This is a genomic window from Paraburkholderia sp. SIMBA_030 (genome assembly GCF_046535245.1).
Taxonomy (GTDB): domain Bacteria; phylum Pseudomonadota; class Gammaproteobacteria; order Burkholderiales; family Burkholderiaceae; genus Paraburkholderia.
Genome location: NZ_JAWRXB010000013.1, coordinates 83,816 through 107,500, shown reverse-complemented (window position 1 = coordinate 107,500; position 23,685 = coordinate 83,816). Strand labels below are relative to the sequence as shown.

The 23,685-nt window shown below is 63.5% G+C and carries 23 protein-coding genes and 2 pseudogenes; 6 read left to right on the top strand and 19 right to left on the bottom strand.

The window, feature by feature from the left end; genetic code table 11:
• Position 1 precedes the first annotated feature (1 nt).
• Positions 2-709: an ABC transporter ATP-binding protein gene (locus SB772_RS22720; protein WP_410835452.1), complete on the bottom strand. Its 708-nt coding sequence runs from the start codon at positions 707-709 to the stop codon at positions 2-4.
• 60 nt (positions 710-769) lie between these two features.
• Between SB772_RS22720 and SB772_RS22715 the strand changes: the two are divergent.
• Positions 770-1,636, top strand: a pseudogene (locus tag SB772_RS22715) (LysR family transcriptional regulator); the annotation flags it as partial.
• 136 nt (positions 1,637-1,772) lie between these two features.
• Here SB772_RS22715 and SB772_RS22710 read toward each other — a convergent pair.
• From SB772_RS22710 to SB772_RS22680, 7 genes and pseudogenes are all read right to left on the bottom strand, one after another.
• A pseudogene (locus tag SB772_RS22710) lies at positions 1,773-1,949 on the bottom strand (rubredoxin); the annotation flags it as partial.
• A 141-nt stretch (positions 1,950-2,090) separates the two neighbouring features.
• The gene (locus SB772_RS22705) at positions 2,091-2,441 is read right to left on the bottom strand and encodes a hypothetical protein (RefSeq protein ID WP_410835451.1); all 351 of its coding nucleotides are present in this window, start codon (positions 2,439-2,441) and stop codon (positions 2,091-2,093) included.
• 53 nt (positions 2,442-2,494) lie between these two features.
• Positions 2,495-3,721 (bottom strand): Rieske 2Fe-2S domain-containing protein, encoded by a 1,227-nt coding sequence (locus SB772_RS22700; protein ID WP_410835450.1) that lies wholly within the window; start codon positions 3,719-3,721, stop codon positions 2,495-2,497.
• Between the two features lie 189 nt (positions 3,722-3,910).
• Entirely contained in the window at positions 3,911-5,362 is a 1,452-nt protein-coding gene (locus tag SB772_RS22695) for a glycosyltransferase family 2 protein (protein ID WP_410835449.1), read from the bottom strand.
• A gap of 59 nt (positions 5,363-5,421) precedes the next feature.
• A complete protein-coding gene (locus SB772_RS22690) occupies positions 5,422-6,021 on the bottom strand; it encodes a cytochrome b (protein WP_410835448.1) in 600 nt (199 codons plus the stop codon).
• A 325-nt stretch (positions 6,022-6,346) separates the two neighbouring features.
• Positions 6,347-6,946, bottom strand: a complete 600-nt coding sequence (locus tag SB772_RS22685; protein WP_410835447.1) for a uracil-DNA glycosylase family protein — start codon at positions 6,944-6,946, stop codon at positions 6,347-6,349.
• A 15-nt stretch (positions 6,947-6,961) separates the two neighbouring features.
• The gene (locus tag SB772_RS22680; RefSeq protein WP_410835446.1) at positions 6,962-7,504 is read right to left on the bottom strand and encodes a DUF488 family protein; all 543 of its coding nucleotides are present in this window, start codon (positions 7,502-7,504) and stop codon (positions 6,962-6,964) included.
• On the opposite strand from SB772_RS22680, the gene SB772_RS22675 reads away from it, so the two are divergent.
• The 4 genes from SB772_RS22675 to SB772_RS22660 all read left to right on the top strand — a co-directional run bounded on the left by SB772_RS22675 (position 7,475) and on the right by SB772_RS22660 (position 10,624).
• The gene (locus SB772_RS22675) at positions 7,475-7,723 is read left to right on the top strand and encodes a hypothetical protein (protein ID WP_410835445.1); all 249 of its coding nucleotides are present in this window, start codon (positions 7,475-7,477) and stop codon (positions 7,721-7,723) included. The two genes, SB772_RS22680 and SB772_RS22675, sit on opposite strands and share 30 nt — an antisense overlap.
• A gap of 194 nt (positions 7,724-7,917) precedes the next feature.
• Positions 7,918-8,982: a DMT family transporter gene (locus SB772_RS22670; protein WP_410835444.1), complete on the top strand. Its 1,065-nt coding sequence runs from the start codon at positions 7,918-7,920 to the stop codon at positions 8,980-8,982.
• 164 nt (positions 8,983-9,146) lie between these two features.
• Complete coding sequence (locus tag SB772_RS22665) at positions 9,147-9,353, top strand: DUF3562 domain-containing protein (RefSeq protein ID WP_410835443.1); 207 nt, start codon at positions 9,147-9,149, stop codon at positions 9,351-9,353.
• 167 nt (positions 9,354-9,520) lie between these two features.
• Positions 9,521-10,624, top strand: a complete 1,104-nt coding sequence (locus tag SB772_RS22660; protein ID WP_410835442.1) for an NAD(P)/FAD-dependent oxidoreductase — start codon at positions 9,521-9,523, stop codon at positions 10,622-10,624.
• Positions 10,625-10,654: 30 nt separating this feature from the next.
• Here the strand turns inward: SB772_RS22660 and SB772_RS22655 are convergent, their stop codons facing one another.
• Positions 10,655-12,145 (bottom strand): PLP-dependent aminotransferase family protein, encoded by a 1,491-nt coding sequence (locus SB772_RS22655; RefSeq protein WP_410835441.1) that lies wholly within the window; start codon positions 12,143-12,145, stop codon positions 10,655-10,657.
• Between the two features lie 187 nt (positions 12,146-12,332).
• Between SB772_RS22655 and SB772_RS22650 the strand changes: the two genes are divergently transcribed.
• Positions 12,333-12,794 (top strand): GNAT family N-acetyltransferase, encoded by a 462-nt coding sequence (locus SB772_RS22650; RefSeq protein WP_410835440.1) that lies wholly within the window; start codon positions 12,333-12,335, stop codon positions 12,792-12,794.
• 90 nt (positions 12,795-12,884) lie between these two features.
• Here SB772_RS22650 and SB772_RS22645 read toward each other — a convergent pair whose 3' ends face one another.
• The 10 genes from SB772_RS22645 to SB772_RS22600 are packed head-to-tail and all read right to left on the bottom strand — an operon-like array spanning position 12,885 to position 23,685.
• Entirely contained in the window at positions 12,885-14,288 is a 1,404-nt protein-coding gene (locus tag SB772_RS22645; protein ID WP_410835439.1) for an MFS transporter, read from the bottom strand.
• Between the two features lie 25 nt (positions 14,289-14,313).
• A complete protein-coding gene (locus tag SB772_RS22640) occupies positions 14,314-15,579 on the bottom strand; it encodes an NAD(P)/FAD-dependent oxidoreductase (protein ID WP_410835438.1) in 1,266 nt (421 codons plus the stop codon).
• Positions 15,572-16,537, bottom strand: a complete 966-nt coding sequence (locus SB772_RS22635) for a VOC family protein (protein ID WP_410835437.1) — start codon at positions 16,535-16,537, stop codon at positions 15,572-15,574. Before SB772_RS22635 ends, SB772_RS22640 begins: the two co-directional genes overlap by 8 nt.
• 14 nt (positions 16,538-16,551) lie before the next feature.
• A complete protein-coding gene (locus tag SB772_RS22630) occupies positions 16,552-18,042 on the bottom strand; it encodes an aldehyde dehydrogenase (RefSeq protein WP_410835436.1) in 1,491 nt (496 codons plus the stop codon).
• Positions 18,043-18,086: 44 nt separating this feature from the next.
• The gene (locus tag SB772_RS22625) at positions 18,087-18,917 is read right to left on the bottom strand and encodes an aspartate dehydrogenase (RefSeq protein WP_410835435.1); all 831 of its coding nucleotides are present in this window, start codon (positions 18,915-18,917) and stop codon (positions 18,087-18,089) included.
• A complete protein-coding gene (locus tag SB772_RS22620) occupies positions 18,910-20,568 on the bottom strand; it encodes a thiamine pyrophosphate-binding protein (protein WP_410835434.1) in 1,659 nt (552 codons plus the stop codon). Before SB772_RS22620 ends, SB772_RS22625 begins: the two co-directional genes overlap by 8 nt.
• A complete protein-coding gene (locus SB772_RS22615) occupies positions 20,561-21,358 on the bottom strand; it encodes an SDR family oxidoreductase (RefSeq protein ID WP_410835433.1) in 798 nt (265 codons plus the stop codon). The genes SB772_RS22620 and SB772_RS22615 overlap by 8 nt, the downstream gene beginning before the upstream one ends.
• Positions 21,358-22,230, bottom strand: coding sequence for an IclR family transcriptional regulator (locus tag SB772_RS22610; protein ID WP_410835432.1), 873 nt, complete (start codon positions 22,228-22,230; stop codon positions 21,358-21,360). Before SB772_RS22610 ends, SB772_RS22615 begins: the two co-directional genes overlap by 1 nt.
• Complete coding sequence (locus SB772_RS22605) at positions 22,231-23,121, bottom strand: alpha/beta fold hydrolase (RefSeq protein WP_410835431.1); 891 nt, start codon at positions 23,119-23,121, stop codon at positions 22,231-22,233.
• A 36-nt stretch (positions 23,122-23,157) separates the two neighbouring features.
• Entirely contained in the window at positions 23,158-23,685 is a 528-nt protein-coding gene (locus SB772_RS22600; protein ID WP_410835430.1) for a cupin domain-containing protein, read from the bottom strand.

Here is a 23,685-nt window from a genome sequence, read left to right as displayed (position 1 = left end):
GTCAAACTCCCAGGTACTGCCGCTGCAGGTCGGCATCGTTGATTAGCTGTTCCGGGTCACAGTCGAACACAACACGACCTTTGTCAACCAGTCGGCAATGCGCGCCCATGCGGGCAACAAACTCCAGATTCTGTTCAACCACAATGACCGCGATGCCCTCGCGTTCATTGATTTTCCGGACAGTCGCAGCTATCTGGTCAACGACTGAAGGTTGTATCCCTTCGGATGGCTCGTCGAGAAGCAGCAACGATGGGCGCGTGATGAGTGCCCGTGCCAGAGCCAGAATCTGTTGCTGGCCGCCGCTTAGCGAATCTCCACGCTCGTCGGCTTTTTCGCGAAGCATCGGAAATCCGGAAAGCAGCCCGTCAACCGCTTCGCGCCAGTCGCTGCGCTTCGTGCCGAACGCCGCCGCTTTCAGGTTGTCGAGCACCGACAAGGATGGAAAGATGTCACGGCCCTGGGGAACGTATGCAATTCCCCGGTGGGCGCGCTTGTGCATTGGCATGTCTCGTATCGAAGAGCCGCCGAAGAGAATCTCGCCTTGCTGCACCGGGATGGCTCCAACGATGGCACGCAAGAGCGTCGTTTTTCCAACTCCGTTTCGCCCAAGGATGGAAATCATCCGCCCCTGCTCGAGCTCCAGGTCGAGACCGTGCAACACAGGCGTCTGCCCGTACCCGGCGCGAAGGTTCTTCAGTTCAAGCAACATGCCCATGTCCTTGTCGCCCCAGATAGATGTCGAGAATCCGCTCGTCGCGTCGCAGTTCTTCAAGCGACCCGGAGCCGCGAACTCGCGCGCATGGAACAAAGCATCGGCTTTGCGTTGTTCGAACGCGTGCATGCGCGTCTGCGTCCCACGATGTCCGCGTTGACGCTATTCGACGAGATCAAGCGTGCGTATATCGGACTCGAGCGCGTCGCCTCGACAGCGGCAAGCCTGCGCGAATTTCAGGGCGGACAGCTCTCGATCATCGCGTTGCCCGCGTTTGCGCATTCGATCCTGCCCGGCGCGTCCAGACGATTCCACGAAGCGAAGCCCGGTGTGAGCCTGTCGATCGCGACGCAGGAGTCGCCGTTTCTCGAAGAGTGGCTGACCGCGCAGCGCTACGATCTCGGCCTGACAGAACACGGCGCACCGCCGGCCGGCACGCTTCTCACGCCGTTGCTCGAAGTGGACGAAGTCTGTGTGCTGCCCGACGCGCATCCGCTGCTCGCGAAGCGCGCGATTGAACTGAAGGATTTCGCGAATCAGCCTTTCATCAGCTTGTCGTCGAACGATCCATATCGGATTCAGGTCGACGAAGCCTTCGCGCAAGCGGGCATCTCACGCCGACAGATGATCGAGACGCCCACCGCCGTTTCCGTTTGCAGTTTCGTACGGCAGGGCCTTGGTTTGGCTATTGTCAATCCGCTCACCGCTCTCGATTTCGTGGGCCGTAATTTGCATATCCGGCCGCTCGCCGTGTCGTTTCCGTTTCGCGTGAGCGTGGTACATCCGGAGCACCGTCCGAGCCATCCGCTGGCCGGCGCGTTCGTCGAGGCGTTGCAGAGCGAGGCGGACGCACTGCGGCTACAGTTGAAGAATCACACTCACGCTCGGCGCACGTCGGGCGCTCGAACGCAGAAACGCGTCTGAACTGGCGCGCACGAAGCTGGACTTCATACGTGGCGACGTTGATGCGTGGAAAGCCACAACAGTTGGGGCGGATTTTCCGGAAGGCGCAGGCTAACGCTGATTTGTCCCCGGCACCAAGCCAAGCCGTCGATCGACCTCAAAACTCGACCAACGCAAAATCGACCTTGCCCACGTCGCACAAAGGGCAACGCCAGTCGGCCGGGACATCCGCCCAGCGTGTGCCGGGCGCGATGCCCTCGTCGGGCAAGCCGGCGGCTTCGTCGTAGACCCAGCCGCAGATCACGCAGACCCACTGCTTGAAGTCGTCCGCCGATGGGTTTTCTACCACTGCGTGCGGCGCATCTGCTCTCTGCAAGGCCGGCGTCTCATCGTACATGGCAAATCGAAATTCGATGGAGCCGGCGGCGAGCGCCGGCGTTAGCGCGGATGCGTGAAACGAAGTCTTGCGGCGGGATTAAACCAGATGGTCCAGCAGGATAGCGGCGATCAGAGCCGCGCCGCCGATGAGGCCCAACAATTGGAGCAATGTGATGGATTTACGCGAAGAAGCGGGAATTTGTTGGGAGATGGGGGATTTGGAAGCAGTCACGTGGCGTTCTTGATTACGGAAAAAACGAAATAGTACATGGGGCGGGAGCTCGCGCATGTCGATTTGCGCAAACCAAAGTGCATTAGCGCCATTATCGCTTCTCGAACCGGCTGGATTCGCTACCCTTCGGAGATGGACAAATTCCTTTATGACCTGGAATAGCCGATGGTCCCGCGCGTTGCACGTGTCGTTATAGCCGGTGCCGGCGGCGCGCAATTCATCGTCGCCGACGATCGTACGATCCTGCGCGGCGTCAAAAAATTCGAATATCAGGTATTCGACAATGGATTGCCGTGACGCGAATCCCAGAACCGAATCACCGACGTATCGCCTGTGCCGCCCCCCACCACGTGGTCCGGCGCGCCGCTCTCCCGCAACAACGCGCGCAGTTCGTTGATAACCGGAAACACTTCGTGATTCCAGTCCGCGCCCTGCTTGTCGTGCGCGCGCTGTTCGGCTTCGACGATCTCGCGGTCTTCCTTGAAAATGCGTTCGGTGAACCACACCAGCAGCGGCCACGCGAGATTCAGCACGCCCGGAATGCCCGGCTTGCGGATCGACAGCAAACCAAACGTGCGGTTGGTGCGCTGCTCGCGATCGAGCGGCACGTAGACGATCCATAACTCCATCACCATCGTCTGATCGGACGTGCGGATTTGCAGCGTCTGATACGGGTAGCCGGTGCGGATCGTCATCACGTCCTTGTCGTTGTCGCCCCCGGTCTTGCGGCTCTGGCCGAATACGATCGCTTCGCCGATCGGCTGCTGGCCAGCCATGCGTGCAAACGTGTAATCGACTTCGACCCAGCCCTCGCCACGCCGGCGAGCCACCGAACGCGCGCGCATCTGTCCCATTTGCCGGCGATGCAGGAACTGATGGTTCATGTCCATCAGGTTCTCGTGCATGAACGAATAGTGGCAGCTCACCGCGCGGCCGAACCGGCGCGTCTTGTACTTCTTGTCCGATACCGAACCGAGAGCCGGCAACGGATGCGCTTCAGCCAGAGCGGCATCGCCGGGAAACACGAAAATCAGGCCTTCGACTTCGCGGCACGGATACGAACGCACGCCGTTCGGCAGACGCTCGCGGCCCAGATACGGCACGTCGATGCACTTGCCGGAGCAGTCGTACGTCCAGCCGTGATAGCAGCAGCGGATCGACTCACCGTCCACCACGCCCTGATGCAACGGCACCTGACGGTGCGCGCAGCGGTCCTCCAATGCGAACACCGCGCCCGATTCCGTGCGCACCAGCACGATCGGTTCGCCCGCGAACGTCACGCCGTGCGCCTTGCCACGTTTTACCTCGTTCGACCACGCCAGCGGATACCAGTAGTCGGGATGAATGCCGACGCGGCGCAGATCGCGCACTGGTGCGTCGTCGGCGGCATGATTGGACGCGTGCGCATTCACAGCTGCATGCGCGGCTGGATCAGCAGCCGGCGGATCAACGAGCACATCGACGGTGTCTTGTTCGAACGGGGGAACAGCCTGCATAGGTGGAGTCTCCGTGCACGAGCGGAAAGAGCGTCACCGCCCTGCAAATAGCGGCCGACGTCGTCGCACAGTCTACTCGAACCAGCAGGGGGTGGGCCCGCCGACCACCCTTATATACCGCTCGCCGCCGCGCCTCGCCGCAATCGCGCCAGGCTGACGCTCTGGCGCGTCGACGATGGCTATCCGCCGCTAACTTTCGTCGCGCGCCACGAGGCCGGAGCGGCGTTGCACGCCCCACGAGCGTCCGCCGCGCAGGAAATGCAGCCAACCGAGCAGTGCGCCGACATGACGCACCAGCTGGAACGTGAACGGCTCGGCGATCGCCGCGAGGACAGCCATCCGCACACTCGAGCCAGTGCGCTCGCCGGTCCAGCGGCGGTACAGGTGGATGCACCACAGATAAAACGCGAGATCGATCGCGGTTTTCAGGCCGATCACGCTGAAAATCGACACGACGATCGCGCCATGCCCGCCGAACAGAAACGCGAGCAGCAGCGCGAACGCAGTCAGTCCGTAGATGGGCTGCATCGTGTCGATCGCCTTGACCGGCAGCATCAGCATGCCGAGCGTGCCGTAGCGCGGATTGCCGGTCATGTCGCGGTTCCAGTACTGCGTCTGCAGGAAGCCCGCGAACCAGCGGCGGCGCTGCCGCAGGAAACTGCTGAGGTGGCCTGGCGCGTCGGTATGCGCATGCGCGTTGCCGACCACGCGCACGTCCCAGTCGAGGCCGTGATCGACCGAATAGCGGCGCAGCCGATGAATCAGTTCGTAGTCTTCCACCAGACATTGCGGATCGAAGCCGCCCACGTCGACCAGCGCGTCACGCCTGAACGACGCGAACGCGCCCGAGATCAGCAGAAGACTGTCGGCGCGCATCCACGCAAAACGGGCGATGAAGTTGCGCATGTACTCGTAGGTCTGAAACCACTGGAATACGCGGCCCGAAACCGACGTGCCGCAGACCGGCACCAGAATGCCCGCCGCCGCGACCAGCTTCGATTCTCCGGCGAAGGCGGCGCGCATCGCGTAGGTGGCGTCGTCGTCGAGCAGCGTGTCGGCGTCGACGGTCATCACCGTGTCGGTCGTCATGACCGTGATCGCGGCGTTCAGTGCGCGCGCCTTGCCCGCGTGCGGCACACGCAGCCAGTAGAGATTCGGGTAAAGCGAGCTCGGCGCGCTCAGTACGCCTTCGGCTGCGGCAATCAGCCCAAAGCGCTCGGTAAGCAGTTCGCCGGTGTGATCGGTGGAACCGTCGTCGGCGATCACGATTTGCGCCGGACCGTGCGTTTGACGCAAAAGCGCGGCGAGCGTGACCGGCAACACCACCGCCTCGTTATGCGACGCGACGATCACGCCCATGCTCGGCAAATCGCGCTGGTCGAATTCAGGTTCGAGCGGCGGCGTGGGACGCATCAGCGGCAGCGTTTTCAACGTGACAAACGCGAGCAGCAAGGTGTCGTACACCACGTACGCAATACCGGTCGACCACGCCACCACGCCTTGCAGAAAGAACGCGCGCGCGAACAGCAACAGCCACAACGCGACGACGCCGGCATGAATCAGCGTGCTCGACAGCGTAGCGGGACGCGGCAGAATGCGCGGCGATGCGAGAGCGAGCGCCTGTTCGAGAGTTTTCTTCAAAATAACGGCTGAGTCGGTCGAGAGTGCGGTTAAAAGATTGGGCGTGTTGGCCGCGGCGCTTACGGCACCATGCGCTTGAAAACCGACTTGCGATCGATCCATTGGTGTTTCAACGCGCCGCCGATATGCATCGCCAGCAACGCATACAGCGCGTAACCGAGCCACGTATGCAACGCGCCGAAGCGGTCGTGCAAGGTCTCCTTGAGCGTCGGATCGAGACTCATCACGTAGCCGACGCGCGGCCACGGAAACAGGTTGAACAGGCGCATGGGGTGCGTCGCTGCGTCTTTCCAGGCCGAATCGTGCAGCCAGCCGGACAGCGGCAGCGCGATCATCAGCAGATACAGCAGGAAATGCGCGACGTGCGCGGCGATCTTTTCCCACGACGGAAATTGGCGCGGTAACGGCGGCGGCTTGTGCGACACGCGCCACAAGATACGCATGAGCGCGAGACCGAGTACCGTGATGCCGATCGATTTGTGCGTATCGATTACCGGACGCACCCAGTCGTCGGGCAATGAGTCCGCGCTCAGGCCGAGCACGACGTTGCCGATCATCAGCAGCGCGATCAGCCAGTGCAGCAGCATCGCCGTGCGGGTGTAGCGCGACGGCAGGAGTGTGCTGGTCGAATCGGCGTGGGTGTCGGCGTGGGTGTTCATCAATGGGTTCCGTCGGCAAGAAGGCGTTTTTTGAAAGCTGTTTGAAATGAGCCATGCCGACGCATCGTTGATTGCTCCGCCGGCATGAGCCAAACGTATTAGTGTGCCGTTTTATTCCGTCAAACGCTTAAGTGGATATTTCGGTTTATTTCGTCGACGCGCGGCGCAACGCCGGGGCGATAGCCCGCCAGCCGCTGATCTGCCGCCGCTGCGGGAACCGCCACGCCGCCCAGGCAGTCAACCGCGTAACGCGCGGCCGGATGCTTATGCGACGCCGAGTCTGGGGACTTGAAAGCGGCGGCGGAGTCAATGAACCTCGGCGGAATCATCCGTTCAGCGCCGCCCGCACCCGCTCCCGCAGCGTCCGCAACATCTCCGCTTCGAACCACGAATTGCGCTTGAACCACGCGATATTGCGCGGCGATGGATGCGGCAACGGCATGACGTTGGGGCCATACTCGCGCCAGCGCAGCAGCGTATCGGTCAAGGTGGGCCCGAACCCGTCGCCCAGACCGAAGCGTTGCGCATATTGGCCGATCAGCAACGTGAGCCGTACGTCGCGCAACTGCGCGAGCAAGGTCTCATGCCAATGCGCGGCACACTCGGGCCGCGGCGGCAAATCCCCGCTTGTACCTTTGCCCGGATAGCAGAAACCCATCGGCACGATCGCGAATTTCGACTTGTCGTAGAAAGTCTCATCCTCGACATCGAGCCAGTTGCGCAGGCGCGCACCGCTCGCATCGCTCCATGGAATGCCCGAAGCATGCACGCGCGCGCCGGGCGCCTGGCCGATGATCAGGATGCGCGCATCCGCGGACGCCACGACGACTGGCCGCGGCGCATGCGGCAGCATCGGCGCGCAGATCGTACAGGCGCGGATCTCGCGCAGCAGCGTATTCAGTGAAGCGGATTTTCTGGCGTTCATGCAATGGCGCGGAGATCAGGACTCGGTTTCCGGTGGATAGATCAACGTGCCGTCGGGTTGCGCTTGCGCGCCCGGCGTCATCGTTGCGGGGTTGGTGTGGTGCGCATTCATGATGTGCAACACCGTCTCGCCGCGCAGCAACAAATAGTCGGTGATGATACGCCGGTGGCAACGCCACCATACCGCTTCCGAACACATGATCGCGCAACGGCGGCGGTGGCCGAGGTCGAGCAGGCGTGCGAGGCCTTCCTGAAATGCGGCCGTCGTCGCGTAGTCGGCATAGTTGCGAAACGCGGGATGCGTCCAGTAACCGTTCGGCGACGGCGCATCGCCTTTGTGATGGCTGCGGCGGCCACCAAGCTCGCTCAGGTGAAGGTAGTCGATACGCGCAGGCGCGAGCAAGCCCGGCAGCGTATCGCGATTGAATTGCGGATTGGTGCGCGAGCGTGGAATGCTGCGCACGTCTACCAGCATTTCGATCTCCGATGCTTCGAGCAAATGGATGAACTCGCGCAGCGTGCGCGTGGAATGACCGATCGTGAAAAACGGAAGCGTCATCGTGAGTCCACCCGGGTGTTGGCGGCGATGCCGTACGTTTACGCCGCACACGGTGCCTGGTCAACCACAGCGCTGCTGTCGATCGCTTTGTGGCGCAACCGCTGGCGCTTCAACCGACGCATGCCGCAGCAGATCACGCCATCGAGTAGCCGGCCGCCTTCGCAGCTTTATCAGCGCGATGCCGGTCAGGTTTTCCACCATGAGTCGATTCGAGAATAGAAGTCCGGAGTGTGGCGCCCTCGAAGACTATCTGGCGCGGGACAGTTTTCGGTGTTATGGCCGTCGAGCCTGCAGTTGTCGCCGAAACTGCGGGCCTTCGTGGATTTTCTGTCGGCGCGGTTATTTGCCGAGGCGCCGGCGGGCGGATAGCGCTATCGTGTCGGCAACGCTCGCTTCGACCGGATTTCCAATTCATGTCTACCCGCTTTAACGCAGCTTTCACCGCGTTGCTCGCCGCCGCGCTGTTCGGCGCAACCACGCCGCTCGCCAAGGCGCTGCTCGGTTCGTTGTCGCCGTTTTTACTCGCCGGCCTGTTCTACCTCGGCAGCGGCACCGGCCTTGCCGTCGTGATCCTGATGCGCCGGCTGCAAAGCCATGCCCGCGGGCGGCAAGTCAGCCACGACCGCTTCCCTTTACGCGAAGTCCCATGGCTCGCCGGCGCGATCGCGGCTGGCGGCGTCGCCGGTCCGGCGCTGTTGATGCTCGGTTTGCAAACGACGCCCGCAGCCACCGGTTCGCTGCTGCTGAATCTCGAAGGCGTATTCACCGCGCTGATCGCATGGGTCGTGTTTCGCGAGAACGTCGACATGCAGGTGTTCCTCGGCATGGCCGCGATCGTCGCGGGCGGGGTCGTGTTGTCGTGGCAGCCGGGCGCCGCCGGCCTGCCGCCCGGCACCCTGCTGCTGGCTGCCGCGTGTGCCTGCTGGGCCATCGACAACAATCTCACACGCAAAGTATCGGCTAACGATGCCATGTTCATTGCGTGCGTCAAAGGGCTCGTGGCCGGTTCGGTGAATGTCGCGCTCGCGCTCACCCTCGGCGCCGCATGGCCGAAGGCCGCAACCATCGCGCTTGCCATGCTGACGGGTTTCGCCGGCTATGGCGTGAGCCTCGTGCTGTTCGTCGTCGCGTTGCGCAATCTCGGCACCGCGCGCACCGGCGCTTATTTCTCGGTCGCGCCGCTATTCGGCGTGACCTTGTCGTGGGTACTGTGGCCCGAACTGCCGCCACTCATGTTCTGGGTCGCGGCGGCGTTGATGACGCTGGGCGTCTGGCTGCACATCCGCGAACGTCATGAACATCCGCACACTCATGACGCGCTGGACCACACGCATCGTCATCGCCACGACGCGCATCATCAGCACGAACACGATTTTGCGTGGGATGGCAAAGAGCCGCACACCCACCCGCATCGCCATGCACCAATAACGCACGCGCACGCGCATTTCCCTGATATTCATCATCGACATACACATTGATTTCTCGCATGATGCCTCGACGCGGGAACGTGCGGTACCGCAAGACAAAAATCTCTGTGGCCCAGATCATGCGATAGACCGATTCAATTGGCATCAACGCGAATCACGTCCTCTAATGAAACTCCCGTCATCCGCGGTTCATCTTGCCTACTCCGGAGAGATTCATGCCCCACCAGCCCGAGCCCAATGTCGACGAAGTGGTGAAAAACATCGCGGAAGAAACCGATACGCCCACCGAAACAGTCTTGAAGATGTACGCCGATACGTTGGCCGACTATCGAACCGACGCGCGCGTCTTCGATTACGTGCCGCTTTTCGCGGCGAAAAAAGTCCGCGACCAGCTGCGGCATTCGTCTAATCGAAAACATTGATACGCTGGCGCGCGGAGACCACCGGCTGCTTTACACCCTGCTTTCAATCGCTCTGCGCGAGGCGCAAGCCTCGCTGGTTTGCGCAAGCTGATTCGCACAAACACGCACCGACTTAATTTTCACGCTGCTAGACTCTGAACCCAATGCACCGATTTGGGGGAGCAGTTATGCGGGTGACAATCGTAGGCGCGGGTATCGCGGGCTTGAGCACGGCATGGGCGCTCGCGAAGCTGGGACATGACGTTACACTGATCGAGCAAGGCGCGATTCCCAATCCGCTGGCCGCATCGGGCGACCGGCACCGGATGATCCGTCGCGCATATGGCGACGCCGACGGCTACGCGCACACCATCGCTGAAGCGTTCGATAGTTGGGATCTGCTGTGGAACGACCTGGGCGTTTCGCACTATGCCAACTGCGGCGTGCTCGGCATTTCGCAATACGCGGGCGACGGTGCCGAAATGTTCCGCGCCGGCCTCGACCGGATGGAATTCGAATACGAGCGGCTCGACGCACGCGAAGCGGCCGAACGATATCCGTTTCTCGACCCCGCTACCTTTCGCTACGCTTACCTCGACCATGACGGCGGCGCGCTTTTCAGCGAACGCATAGCACGCGATGTCAAAGCGTGGCTCAGGATGAGCGGCGCCGAGATTCGCATGCATGCAAAAGCGCTCGCCGTCGATCCGGCTACGGCGTCCGTGCGACTCGAAGACGGCAGCACCGTTCGCGGCGACAAGCTCGTGGTCACCGCGGGCGCCTGGACCTTGCAGTTGTTCCCCGCCCTCGCTGAAAAGCTGATGACTTATCGCAACACGGTCGCCTATATGGAGCCGCCCGCGGACTTGCGGGACGCGTGGGCGAACGCGCCGGCGATTGTCGATATCGGCGGCGCCAGCGCCGGTTACGTGCTGCCGCCGCTCGACGGCGTCGGTCTGAAGTTCGGCGCGGGCGTGCACAAGACGCTTGCCGCCGACCCCGACGCCAATCGCGTTGCCGCGCCCGGCGAAGGCGACAGGTTGCGCCGGCTATTCTCGCCGCCGTTCGGCCGCATCGACGAATATACGGTCACCGAAGTCAAGACTTGCGCGTACACGTTCACCGCGGATAGCCGTTTCTTTTCGCAGCGTATCGGCAATACGCTGGTCGTCTCGGCATGCTCGGGCCATGGCTATAAATTCGGCGCGGCGGTCGGGCAGCGTATCGCGCAAGCGCTGCATTCGGACGACGACGCCATGCTCGCGCGCTGGCTCAGAGCGGAAATGGCATAGCGACCGCTCGTCACAACGAACAACGCCGCGCTAGCGCCGCGTACGTTCGCGATCCAGTCCACGCACCACGGCAGCGAGGCGCGCCACCAGTGCATCGGCTTCGTCCGGCTTGATGCCCGCGTAGCCGAGCATAAAGCCGTTGTAGTGCGCGGCCTCATTTGCGCGCGGTTGGCAGAACGCGCTGAGCGCCGCGATATGCAAGCCGTGCGCGCGCGTGGCCGCGCTCACGTCCTGATCGCGCAGCGGCGCGTCGAGCCGCACCGTCAGATGCATGCCGCCGCGATCGGACGAGATCGTCACCAGATCGCCCATGTGCCGCTCGATCGCGTCGACCAACGCCGCGCGGCGTTGCTGATAGAGCCGCCGCATGCGCCGCAGATGCCGCGCATATTTCCCGCTATCGATGAAATCCGCCAACGCGATCTGTTCCGCCACGCGACCCTGCCGGGCGATCTCGCTGAGCGCCTCGTCCACCTCGGCGACCAGATGCGCCGGCACGATCATGAAGCCCATTCGCAGCGCTGGAAACATCGTCTTGCTGAAGGTGCCGAGGTAGATCACCGGCGTATCGGCCGCGAGCCCCTGGATCGACGGCAACGGCGGACCGCTGTGGCGCAGTTCGCTGTCGTAGTCGTCTTCGATGATCCACGCGCCGCGCGCCACCGCGTTCTCGATGACCGACCAGCGCCGCTCCAGGCTCAACACACTGCCAAGCGGATATTGATGCGACGGCGTGATGTACAGCAGGCGCGGCGGCGTCTGCTGCCAGTGATCCGGTGTAGGCGCGATGCCGGCGGCGTCGACGGGAATCGGCACCAGTCGCAAACCGGCGGCCTGAAACGCGGCCTTCGCGCCGTGATAACCGGGATCTTCGACCCACACGCGATCGCCGGGATCGGCCAGCATGCATGCGCACAGATCGAGGCTCGCCTGGGTGCCCGCGGTGATGAACACCTGTTCAGGCGAACAACGCACACCGCGCGACACGCGCACATATTCGGCAATCGAGCGGCGTAAGGCGGGATGTCCGGAATTGTTGCCGTAGCCGAGTTCGCCCGGTTCGACCGAGCGCCACGCGCGTTCCATCGAAGCGCGCCATTGCCCGAGCGGAAATTCATCGAGGGCGGGCACGCCGGGACGAAACGGCGTGGGGTCGTCCGGGCTGCTGCGCTCGCGCGGCAACCCGGTGACACGATGCGACAGACGGTTCGCAGGTGCGTGTACGCCGCCGCTGGCCGTGGTGATCGACGCACCCGCGCCGCTCACCATGCTAACGAAGGAGCCATGCCGGCTCGTGGTGATGAAGCCTTCTTCGGTCAGCCGTTCGTAGGCGTACAGCACCGAATTTCGCGCGATGGCGAGTTGCTCGGCGAGCGCACGCGTCGGCACGAGCTTACTGCCGTGGCGGATGACGCCATCGAGAATCGCGCGGCGCAGGGCCTCGTATAGCACATCCTGCTGGCTCAGCTTGCGGCCGCGTGGCGCCCGCCCGACGTTCGACATCAACAGACCGTAGTCCAAGTTCGTGGCTCCAAATTCTGACTGCCTTGTGGAGCTAACAATGGTGCCACAAATTTCTTATGCTGACGGCTGTCGGCAAAGAAGACCGCGAGCAGGCATTGAGCGCAGCCCTCTACATATGCTCGACTCAGCCGTAACGGCGCGAACCGCTCGCCCACAACCTATAACCAGACAAGGAGCCGCAGTCATGTCCGAATCGATTCAAATCCGCCCCGTCAGACCCGCCGACTTCGACGCATGGCTGCCACTGTGGGACGCCTATAACGCGTTCTACGGCCGCTCGGGCGAAACCGCATTGCCGCGCGAGATCACGCAGATCACGTGGGGGCGTTTCTTCGACGGCTACGAGCCGATGCATGCGATGGTCGCCGAGCGCGACGGCAAATTGCTCGGCCTCGTGCACTTCCTGTATCACCGTCACACGACGATGGCGGGCCCGACCTGCTATCTGCAAGATCTGTACACGCTGGAATCGGAGCGCGGCAAGGGCGTCGGTCGGGCGCTGATCGAGGCAGTGTATGCGCGGGCCAAGGCCGACGGTTCGCAGCGCGTCTATTGGCAGACGCATGAAACGAATCAGACAGCGATGCGGCTCTATGACAGCGTTGCTGAACGCTCGGGCTTCGTGGTGTATCGCAAGGCGCTGTGACGCTGCTGCAAAAACGAAGGGTGCATCACCCAGTGCGCCCTTCGCCTTCATGCTACTGCTTCACTTCTACATCCACCACCCACCCAACCCTCAAGCCTCGAGTTGTTCCAGCACCTTGCCTTTGGTCTCGATGCCGAGCAAGTGCACCGTGATCGCTGCCAGCAACGGCACCGCCGCGAGGATATAGAAGGCGACCTGCAGATTGCCGCCGATCATCGTCTTCGACACGATAGCCGGTGCGAAGATGGCCGCCACCTTCAGCCACGCGCCGCCGACACCGCAGCCCATCGCGCGGATGCTGGTCGGATACAACTCCGGCGTATACACGTATGCCGTGATGAAACCGCAAGCGAGGAAGCCGAGCGAGAATGCGCAGCACGTCGCGACCACATACACCGATGAAGCGTGGAACACGCCGGCCAGCAACAACGACAGCGCGCACAACGTGAACGACAGACAAATGATCGGCTTGCGTCCCACCTTATCGACCAGCAACGCGCAGGTCAGCGAACCCACCACGCCGAGCACCGAAGCGGCCACCGCCAGATTCAGCGCCAGTTGCAGCGGCGCGTGATAAACCGTGCGATAGATCGTCGGCAGCCAGGTCGACAGACCGTATTGAATGAAGCCGCAGGTGATCCACAACATCGCCACGGCCAGCGTGCGCTTCAGATACGCCGGGCCGAACAGGTCGCCCATGCGGCGTTTCGGATGACGATTGGCCATCGCTTCGAATTCGGCGGAATGCGCCACCGGCGGCAGCGGACCTTTCGCGGCACGCTCGAACGCGTGCACGGCGGCATCGGCGTCGGCCATCCGTTCGCGCTCGGCGAGCCAGCGCGGCGATTCCGGCACCAGCTTGCGCAGCACGAAGAACAGGATCAACGGCATGCCGCCGATGAAGTACATCGCTTGCCAGCCGAAGCGCGGCACGATCCACGCGCCCAACGCGTTCGACGCGAGCAGGCCGACCGGAAAAACGATCTCATACAGCAGCACGAAACGGCCACGGCCATGCGCACGGCTGATCTCGTTGATGTACGTCGCGGCCACCGGCAATTCACCGCCGAGCCCCAAGCCCTGAATCACGCGCAACACGACAAACGCGGCGAACGTCGGCGCAAAACCGCACGCGATGCTGGTAATGCCGATGATCCCCGAGCTCAATGCAATCGCCCTGACACGGCCGTTGCGTTCCGCGTACCACGGGAACACGAACGCGCCGATCAACTGGCCGACCGAGCCGGAGCCGATCAGAAAGCCGATTTCCCACGGCGTCAGATGCCACTTCGCGATCAGGATCGGCAGTGTGGCCGCGATCGCGATCACGTCGAAGCCGTCGAAGAACGTCGCGAGACCGATCAGTATGCGCGCGCGCACCTGCATCGCATTCTTCGGCAAGCGCTCGAGACGCGCGATGATCGAGCCCCGGGTCACAGGGCCTGAGACACCGGCGCTGCTGCGGTCCCCCATGGTGTTGTCGATGGTTCTCATGCCGTGGTGCCGTCCGTAGGTGTGGTTAGGCAAGCGCCGTTGAGGCGTCGGTCAGTGTGGCAAGGTCGATGGTCCGGCCTTGGTTCATCCACTTGCGCGACAGTTTCAGTTCGCGTGGATTGTTGATGGCGATTACGCCGCGAATCGTGTTGTCTTCCAGATAGAAGAGCGTGGCGCGTTTGCCCCGCAGATCGCCGCGTACGGCGAGCTGCGCATCGGCCGGAATGTCGCCGAGGATTTGCAGATTGACGTCGTATTGATCGGACCAGAACCACGGAATATCCGCGTACGGTTCGAAGATGCCGAGCAACGCTTTTGCCGTGCCGATCGCCTGGTTCTGCGCGTTGGCCCAGGATTCGAGCCGTACGCGGCGCCTGAGCCACGCGCTCGGATGATTCGCGACGTCGCCACAGGCGAAAATGCGCGGGTCTTCGGTCGCGCCGAAATGGTCGACGACGATGCCGTCCTGCACCTCGAGGCCGGCGGCTTCAGCCAGTGCGGTGTGCGGCGTGAGGCCGATCCCGGCGACGGCGAAGTCGGCGTCGAGTGTCGAGCCGTCAGCAAAGGTCGCGCGGATGCGCTCGGCGTCGTTCGGGCGATCCGCGAGCGATACCAGCGACGCCTTCAAGCGCACGTCCACACCGTTCGCGCGATGCAGATCGAGCAGGAAATCCGACACCATCGGCGGCAAGGAGCGGGCGCACAGACGCGACGCGCCTTCCACGACCGACGCTTCTACGCCGAGCTTGCGCGCGGTCGCCGCGACTTCGAGGCCGATCCAGCCGCCGCCGATCACCAGCACACGCTTACTCCTGCGCAGCCGTTCGCCGAGCGCGACGGCTTCGTCGAGCGTGCGCAGATAGGCGATGTGCGAGGTCTTCACCAGCGCGTCCGGCAGACGGCGCGCCGCGCCGCCCGTGGCGATCACGAGGCGGTCGTATTGCACTTCGCGGCCCGATTGCGTGCGCACGATGCGTTGCTCGCGATCGATCGACGTCGCGTAATCCGGCTGCCATGTTTCGACGTTCAGCGCCTCGAAATCGTCGCGCGTCACCAGACGCACGGTTTCGATATCGGCTTCCCCGGCCAGCACGGCCTTCGACAACGGCGGGCGCTCGTACGGCAGATGAATCTCATCGGCGATCATCACGAGGCGGCCATCGAAGCCTTCCTTGCGCAATGTCTTCACGACCCAACCCGCCGCCTGGCCGCCGCCGATCACAACGATCGTGCGCGGCGCTTCGAGTCCGGCGTGCGCGGCTTGCGCCTTTGCAGCAGCAGCGTCAGTCATTTTTGCGCTCCGTCATGAACTTGCCTTCCGGCGCCTTCGCGTTTTTCTGGCGACGCGTATTGCCGTCGATGCCGCCGTCGATCGCCCATTCGGCGAACACGGTCGGACCCGGCTCGAAATCGCGCGGCTTCCATTCGGGCGTGAGCTGGTCCTCGTCGGCGTAGTACTCGATCAGGCCGCCGGCCGGATTCTGGAAGTACCAGAAATACGCCGACGACACCGGATGACGTCCCGGACCAAGTTGCGTATCCCAGCCGCAACGGCTGACGTGCATGCCGCCGCCGAACACTTCATGGATATCCCGCACGGTGAACGCGACGTGGTTCAGGCCGCGTTTGCCGCCAGGGAGTGCCAGCAGGAAGATGTCGTGGTGGCCGCCATGCGGCGCGCAACGCATGAATGCGCCGCGGCCCGGATAACGGTCCGATATCTCGAAGCCGAGCAGTTCCTGATAGAACTTCTCCTGTTCCGCGAGGCGATTCGTGAAGAACACCACGTGGCCCACTTCGACCGGTTCGGCGCGTTCGTAAATCGGCGACGGTTGATCGACGCGCAGTGTTTGGCCCCACACGTTCGACGGCGAACCGTGAATATCGAGCGCACGCTTGCGAGTCACTTCGACGCGAATCGCCATGCCGTTCGGATCGATACAGCCGAGCGCGTCGTCGGTTTCGAAGTGACCCGGCTGGCCGGCGAAATGGCCACGCAGTTCGTCGAGTTCGGCTTTCGTCGCGACGCCCCACGTCACTTCACGCAGCGTCGGACCTTCTTCGAAGGCGGGCGGCAGCGACGGATCGTTCACATCGACGGCGAGAATCGTGCAGCCGTTCAGCGTTTCGAAGCGCGCGTGCCTGTCGTCGTGCCCGATTTCTTTGAGGCCCCAGTCCGCGAAAAACCGCCGGCAAGTCGCGAGATCCGTCACGCCGTAAATAATCTGTTCAATGCCGAGAATCGTCATAACGTGCCTCTTGCCTAGTTCGCCCACGCCAGCGGCGCGTCGTTCAAGCCCCAGTAGAGGCTCTTCTGCTGCATGTATTCGCGGATGCCGAGACGGCCCTTCTCGCGTCCCATGCCGCTCTCTTTCCAGCCGCTGAACGGCGTCGAGATCGAGAACAGCTTGTAGGTGTTGATCCAGACGGTGCCGGCTTCGAGTGCCCGGGCGATCCGGTAGGCGCGTTTGTAGTCGCGTGTCCAGATGCCGGCGGCGAGGCCGAACACGCTGTTGTTCGCTTCTTTCAGCAGCGCGGCTTCGTCGTCGAACGGCATCGCGACCAGCACCGGACCGAAGATTTCTTCCTGGCAGATGCGCGCGTCGTTCGTGAGACCTTCGAGGATCGTCGGCTGGAAATAGGTCCCTTGTTCGCGGCCGTCGCCGACCGGACGTTCGCCGCCGCACAGCAGGCGGCCGCCTTCTTCCAGGCCCAACGCGACGTAACGTTCGACGGTTTCGCGATGCGCCGCGGTGATCAGGGGCCCCATCTGAGTTTCCGCCCGCGACGGATCGCCGACGCGCAGCTTGCGTGCGCCTTCCGCGAGACGCTTCATGAACGCGTCGTAAATCGAGCGCTGCACGAACAGGCGCGACCCCGCGATGCACGCTTCGCCCGACGAACTGAAAATGCCGTACAGCACGCCGTTCACCGCGTGATCGAGGTCGGCGTCATCGAACACGATGGTCGGCGATTTGCCGCCGAGTTCCAGCGACACCGGCATCAGCTTGTCCGCTGCAATGCGCGCGATGCCGCGGCCCACTTCGGTGCCGCCCGTGAACGACACTTTCTTGACCAGCGGATGACGCACCAGCACGTCGCCGATCACCGAACCCTTGCCCGGCAGCACGCTCAGTACACCTTTCGGCACGCCGGCTTCTTCGCAGATGCGCGCAAGCGCCAACGAAACCAGCGGGGTGACCTCCGCGGGTTTCAACACCACCGCGTTGCCACCTGCCAATGCCGGCGCCAGCTTCTGCGCGTCCGAGGCAATCGGCGAGTTCCACGGCGTGATCGCCGCGATCACGCCGATCGGCTCGTGAATGCTCATCGTCAGATAGTCGCCGCGCGAAGGCGTCACTTCTTCGTCGAGCGTTTCGAGGCACGCGGCGAAGTAGCGGAACGTGTTCGCCGCGCTCGCCACCAGTACGCGCGTTTCGCCGATCGGCTTGCCGTTGTCGCGGCGCTGCAATTGCGCAAGCGCTTCGTGACGCGCCATGATCAGATCGGCGATGCGGTACAGAATCAGCGCGCGTTGATGCGGCTTGAGGCCGGACCAATCGGCTTTGCGCCATGCGATATCCGCGGCTTCCACCGCTTCGCGGGCGTCGTCGGCGTTGGCCGTCGAGATTTCCATGTTGACCGACTGATCAGCCGGATACAGGCTTTTGTACGGGTTGCCACGCCCTTGCCGCCATTCGCCGCCGATGAAAATATCGCCGGTGGGCACGAGGCTGGTATCGAAGTAAGTCATGTCGGTCGTTCCGGAGTGCTTCAAACTGGCTTCAACTTGAGGACTTAAATCACGCAGCGTGCCGCGCGATTGCGTAGCGCACGGATCGCGCTATACGCGGTCAGTGCGGACGTCTTGGGGTTGTCCGGCAGCGGTTTGCCGCACATCTCCAGCGACATCTCGCCGAATGCGCCGCGCGCCACGATTCGATGCACGTTGCGCGTCACGTTCGGGTCGGCGATCAGGCGCACTGTGGTCTGATCCAGACCAAGGCCGGCAAAAGCGATCGTCGCGGCAACGTTGGCGTTCTTCGGATACAGCCGTGCGGCCTCGCGCGCGCTGCCTTCGAAAATCACGGTTTCCTCTGTCAGCGTGTTCAGGTTGCAGACCTGTTCCGCTGGCGTGCCGAGCCAGCCCGTAGGCGGCTTACGGCCCGTGTACAGCACTTCGTCGAGACCGCCGAGCTTCGCCGCAGCCAGTGCGTCCACGCCGCCAATTGCGCCGGACAGCAGCGTCAACGTCGCGTCGCCTTCATCGGCCGCTGCGGACAGCGCGTCGAGCAACATCATGTCGGACAGCGCGCCGATCGACGCCACCGCGCAATCCGTGCCAGCTTTCAGCAACGGCACCACGTGATCCACCAGCGCGCTGTGTCCCGCACATTCGAGCGCGAAATGCGGCTTGCTGCTCAACGCCGCCACCGACGACACCACGTCCACCGATCCGCCCACCACTTCGCGCACCGAAGCCGTATGGCGTTCCGGCACGATCACGTGCGACACGCGCACGGCCGGATCGGCCACCACCGAGCGGTACACCGCCTGGCCGATCGCGCCGAAGCCGATCATCGCGACGTCGACCGGCGCGTGATGCCCGGCGTAATCGCCATTACGCATGTTCCGGCTCCTGTTCCTTGACCGGCGGGCCCGCGAACGCGGTGGCGAACGAGCCGACCGACAGCATGTCCACTTCGACCAGCACCGGCCCCGTCTTCGCCATGCCTTCGCGGATGATCTGTTCCGCCTGGTCAAGCGATTTGATGCGGTAGTGAGTCAGCTTCAGGCTCTCGCAGAACTGCGCGAAATCCGGCTGATGCAGATCGACGTAGCAGCGGCGGCCACCGTATTGCGCGTCCTGAATGTTGCGGATCACGCCGTAGCACTGGTCGTTCATCAGCACGATCATCACGTTGGCGTTTTCCTGCACGGCGGTGGCGAGTTCGCCGACGTTGACCATCAGGCCGCCGTCGCCGACGAGGCACACGGTCTTCGCGGCGTTGCCCGCGAGCGCCGCGCCGATGCCCATCTGCATGCCCTGGCCGATGCCGCCGCCGAGTGCATGGACACCCGCACGCGGCGAGAAAATCTTCAGCATGCGGTTGCCCCACGTGCTGTTCGAGATCGTGACGTCGCGAACCCAGTTGTAGTCGCGGCCCACCGCCTGTTGCAGCGCGTCGACGAGGCGCTTGTATGGGCCGAGGCCCTTGCCCACATCGGCGACGGCGCTCTCGCGCGCGGCGGCCAGATCCTGTGCGAACGAAGGATCGACTTTCAGGCGGCCTTCGAGCAGCGTCGCCAGTTCTTCGAGCACCGCCGACGCATCACCGTGCACGAACATTTCGTTGCGATAGCCGCGGTTGTCGGCGAGCGCGTCGGCGTCGATGCGATACAGCGGTTGCGGCAGCGCCAGCTTGTACTTCAGCGTTTCATTGCCACGCAGACGCGAACCGACCACCAGCAGCGCATCGCACGTCTTGTAGAAGCTTTCGACTGCGGCATGCACGTTGAACGCGCCGAGCGTCGCCGGATGATCTTCCGGCAGCACGCCACGGCCCTGCACGCTGGTCACCACGCCGAAGCCCAACGCCACCAGACGCTCGACCGCCGCACGCGCATGGCGCGCACCGCCGCCCAGCCACAGCAGCGGGCGCTTCGCCTTCGCCAGTTGATCGGCGAGGTGCGCGACACGCTTGCTGCAATGCGTGAGCGTGGTCACGTGTGGTGCGTCCAGGTCGGCGGGCCATTCGATTTCGGCGGCTTGAATGTCGATCGGAATTTCGACACTGACCGGACCGCTCGGCGCGGTTTGCGCGACGCGCACGGCTTCGCGGATCGTCGGCAATGCGGTTTCGACGGAACGCACGCGGAACGCGGCCTTCGAAATCGACGACAGCATCGACAATTGGTCCGGCGCTTCGTGGATATACGCGAGGTCCTGATCGAGGTATTCGGTTTCGATCTGGCCGGTGACGTGCAGCAGTGCGGTGCCGGCGGTCAGTGCTTCGACCATCGCGCCCGCTGCGTTGCCCGCTGCGGTGCCGGTGCTGGTGAACGCGACGCCGAGACCACCGGACACGCGCGCGAGGCCGTCGGCCATGTTCACCGCGCCGGCTTCGCCGCGCGCGCCGACGTAGCGGATCTTGCCGCGGTTATGGATCGCGTCGAGGATCGGCATGTTGTGGATCGAGATCACGCCGAATGCGGTTTGAACGCCGCATTGTTCGAGAAAGGCGGCGATCAGCTCGCCAACGGTGGTTTTGTCAGACATGTCGTGCAACGCCTCCAGAAACATCGATGTGACTGCCCGTCGTATAGGACGACAGCGTCGTAGCCAGGTAAAAGAGCGCTTGAGCGGCTTCTTCGGGGCGACCGAAGCGGCCTAGCGGAATGTTTTTCTTACGCGCCAGTTCGGCGGTCCAGTCTTCCCAGTTCTGGCCCGGCTGCGCTTGCGTGGCGAAACGGCGGCGCCACTGCCCCGACTCGACGATGCCGATCAGAATCGAATTCACGCGAATGCGTTGCGGCGCGAGTTCGATCGCGAGCGACTTGACGAGGCTGAGCACGCCGGCGCGCGCCGATGAGGTCGCGACCATGTGCGGCTCCGGTTGCAGCGCGAGCAGCGAGTTCACGCAGACCACCGCCGGGTTGGCTGCATCGCGCAGCATCGGCAGGAACGCGCGGGTCGGGCGGATCACGCTGAAATACTTGAGGTCGAGTTCTTCGCGCCAGGCGTCGTCGGTGGTGTCGGCGAACGTGGAGACGCGGCCCTGGCCGGCGTTGTTCACCAGCATGTCGGTGCGGCCGAAGCGCGCTTGCACGGCTTGCGCGAATGCCGCGACGTCGGCGGCGTCAAGCACGTCGCAGGCATGCACCAACAATTGCGCATCGGGGAACTGCGCGTTCAGCGCGGCTTGCGCTTGCGCAAGACGTTCGGTGTCGCGGCCGCAGATCGCGACCGATGCGCCTGCACGCAGAAACAGTTCGGCGGTCGCGAGGCCGATGCCGGACGAGCCGCCCGTCACCACCGCTACCAGCCCGGTCAAGTCGATTTGAATCATCAGAGCCCCAATGCCTTCATGTATTTCGTGCCCGCGTTCGGGCTACCCTTCGCCCGATAATTGAGCCGCTGCGAGAGTTCGTCGGCGGCCCGGCGGACCTTGTCGATCAGACCGCTGTCGAGCAGCGACGCGTCGATCTCGTGGCGTGGAATCGTCGTGGTGATCACGGCGACGATGCGGCCCGTGTCGTTGCGCACCGGCGCGCTGACCACCGAAATGCCGCGTTCGAACGACGACTCGCTGATCGCGAAGCCGCGCCGTGCGTCGTCGCGAATCCGTTCGTATAGCTCATCGATCGTGGCGGGCGTTTGCTTCGTGAAGCGTTCGAGTTCCGGTTCGGGATAGAGCTTCTTCAACTCGTCGAGCGTCATGTCGCCCATCAGCACCTGGCCGTGGGTCGTCGCGTGGGCAGGCAGGCGCGTGCCGACGTTCACTTTCACCGAGCTGAAAATCGGCGCGTGACTTTGCGCCTTGGCGACGAACACGACGTCGCGCCCGTCGCGAATCACGATGTGGGTCGTCAAGCCGGTGTCGTCGCGCAGCGCTTCGATGATCGGCAAGCCGAGGTCGGTCAATTCGAGCGAACTCAGATATTCGAAACCGAGTCGCAGCACCGCGACGCCGAGGCGATAGTTGCGGTCCTTGTCGGCACGCTCGAGAAAGCCGAGCGATTCGAGTGTTTGCAGCAGACGGAATACCGTCGTGCGGGGAATCTTCAGGCGCCTGGACAATTCCGGTGCGCCGAGAACCGGCTCGCGCGGCGAGAACTCCGTGAGAATCTTCAAACCGCGTTCGAGACCCGGCACCCGGTAACTGGTGTCGTTGCGGTCGTCGTCCGCGTCGCGCTCGGCGCTAAACGTGTCGGGCGTCATTCATTGGCTCCGTTGTCCGTCGCTGGTGCGGCAGAACGTGTCGATGATCGCGGTGTACGCGGCGGGTGCTTCGATATAACCGGCGTGCCCCGCGTGTGGCAGGACCTGCAATGTGGTGCCCGCTGCCAGTGCGATTCGCTCGCAGGCATCGGGGGTGGTAACGATGTCGTCGGCGCCGACCGCCACGTTGATGCGGCCTCTGTAACGCGTGAGGTCGGCGGCGAGATCGGCGTTGGCGAGCAGATGCGTCGCCTGGGCGTAGCCGTGCGGGATCACGCGCGACATGTTCCAGCGCACCAAGGCGCGGGCTTCGTCGCTTGCGTGAGCGGACAACATATTGGTGCTGCGCTGTTCGGCGAGGCCAAGCGGGCCGAGTTCTTCCAGCATGGCAAGACGCTGGTCGCGTTTCGTTTCGCGCACTTGCGCCGACGCCGCGCCATAACCGCCGGCGGGCGACAACAGCAGCAGGCCGGCCACACGTTGCGGATGCGCGGCGGCAAACGCGCCGGCGATGATCGCGCCGAGCGAATGGCCGAGCAGCACACAGCGTTCGATGCCGAGTGCGTCGAGCCATTCCTTCAGCACGGTTGCGTAGTCGCTTGCGGCGGGTGATTCGGCCGCAACCGGCGTGGATGCGCCATAACCCGGCGCATCCCACGCGAGCACGCGGCGCGTTGCGCCGAGCACTTCGAATTGCTGCACCCACGAAGCCGCGCCCGAACCGATACCGTGCAACAACACCAGCGGCAACGCAACGCTGTCGGCGCTATCCACTTCGCGATAGCTCACGGCGCATTGCGATGGCAGCCGGATCTGCTGCGCCGGAAAACGCGCAAGATGCGCTTCGAGCACGGCGTTTTGATCGGCGGTGACGGACGGGACTGCGGACATGAGTTCTCTTCTCACAGTGAGCGGTAGTGCGGGCGCTTAGCGCTTAAGCTTCGCCAGCGGCGAATCCGGCGGATACGTCGGCGTGATCGGCTTCGGTGAACCGAGCATCACGCACATCAACGCGTCCTCTTCACCGATGTTCACTTCCGTGCGATACACGCCCGGCGGCACCGAAATCAGATCGCGTTCGCCGAGCACCGCTTCCCAAGTTTCGCCGTCCTTCTCGCAGATCACTTTCATCTTGCCGCGCAGCACGAAGAAAATTTCTTCGACGTCCATATGAATATGGCTTGGCCCGATGTTGCCGGCTGGGATCACCATCGTCGAGAACGTAAAGCCGCCTGCGGGTACCGTGTTCGCGTCCTTCGCGACGCCCGTGCCGCCCGTGCCGACATAGCGCATTTGCGCGCGGCGGTATTGCGGGTCGTAGTCGGCCTGGAACTTCAGCGCGTCCCAGTCATAGCGACGCGTTTCCAGGCGCGCGACGCGGCTGTCCAGCCATTGGGCAAAGCTCGCGTCCGCGGGTTGGTCCCACGACTTGCGTTCGATTTCGGCGTCCGTCAT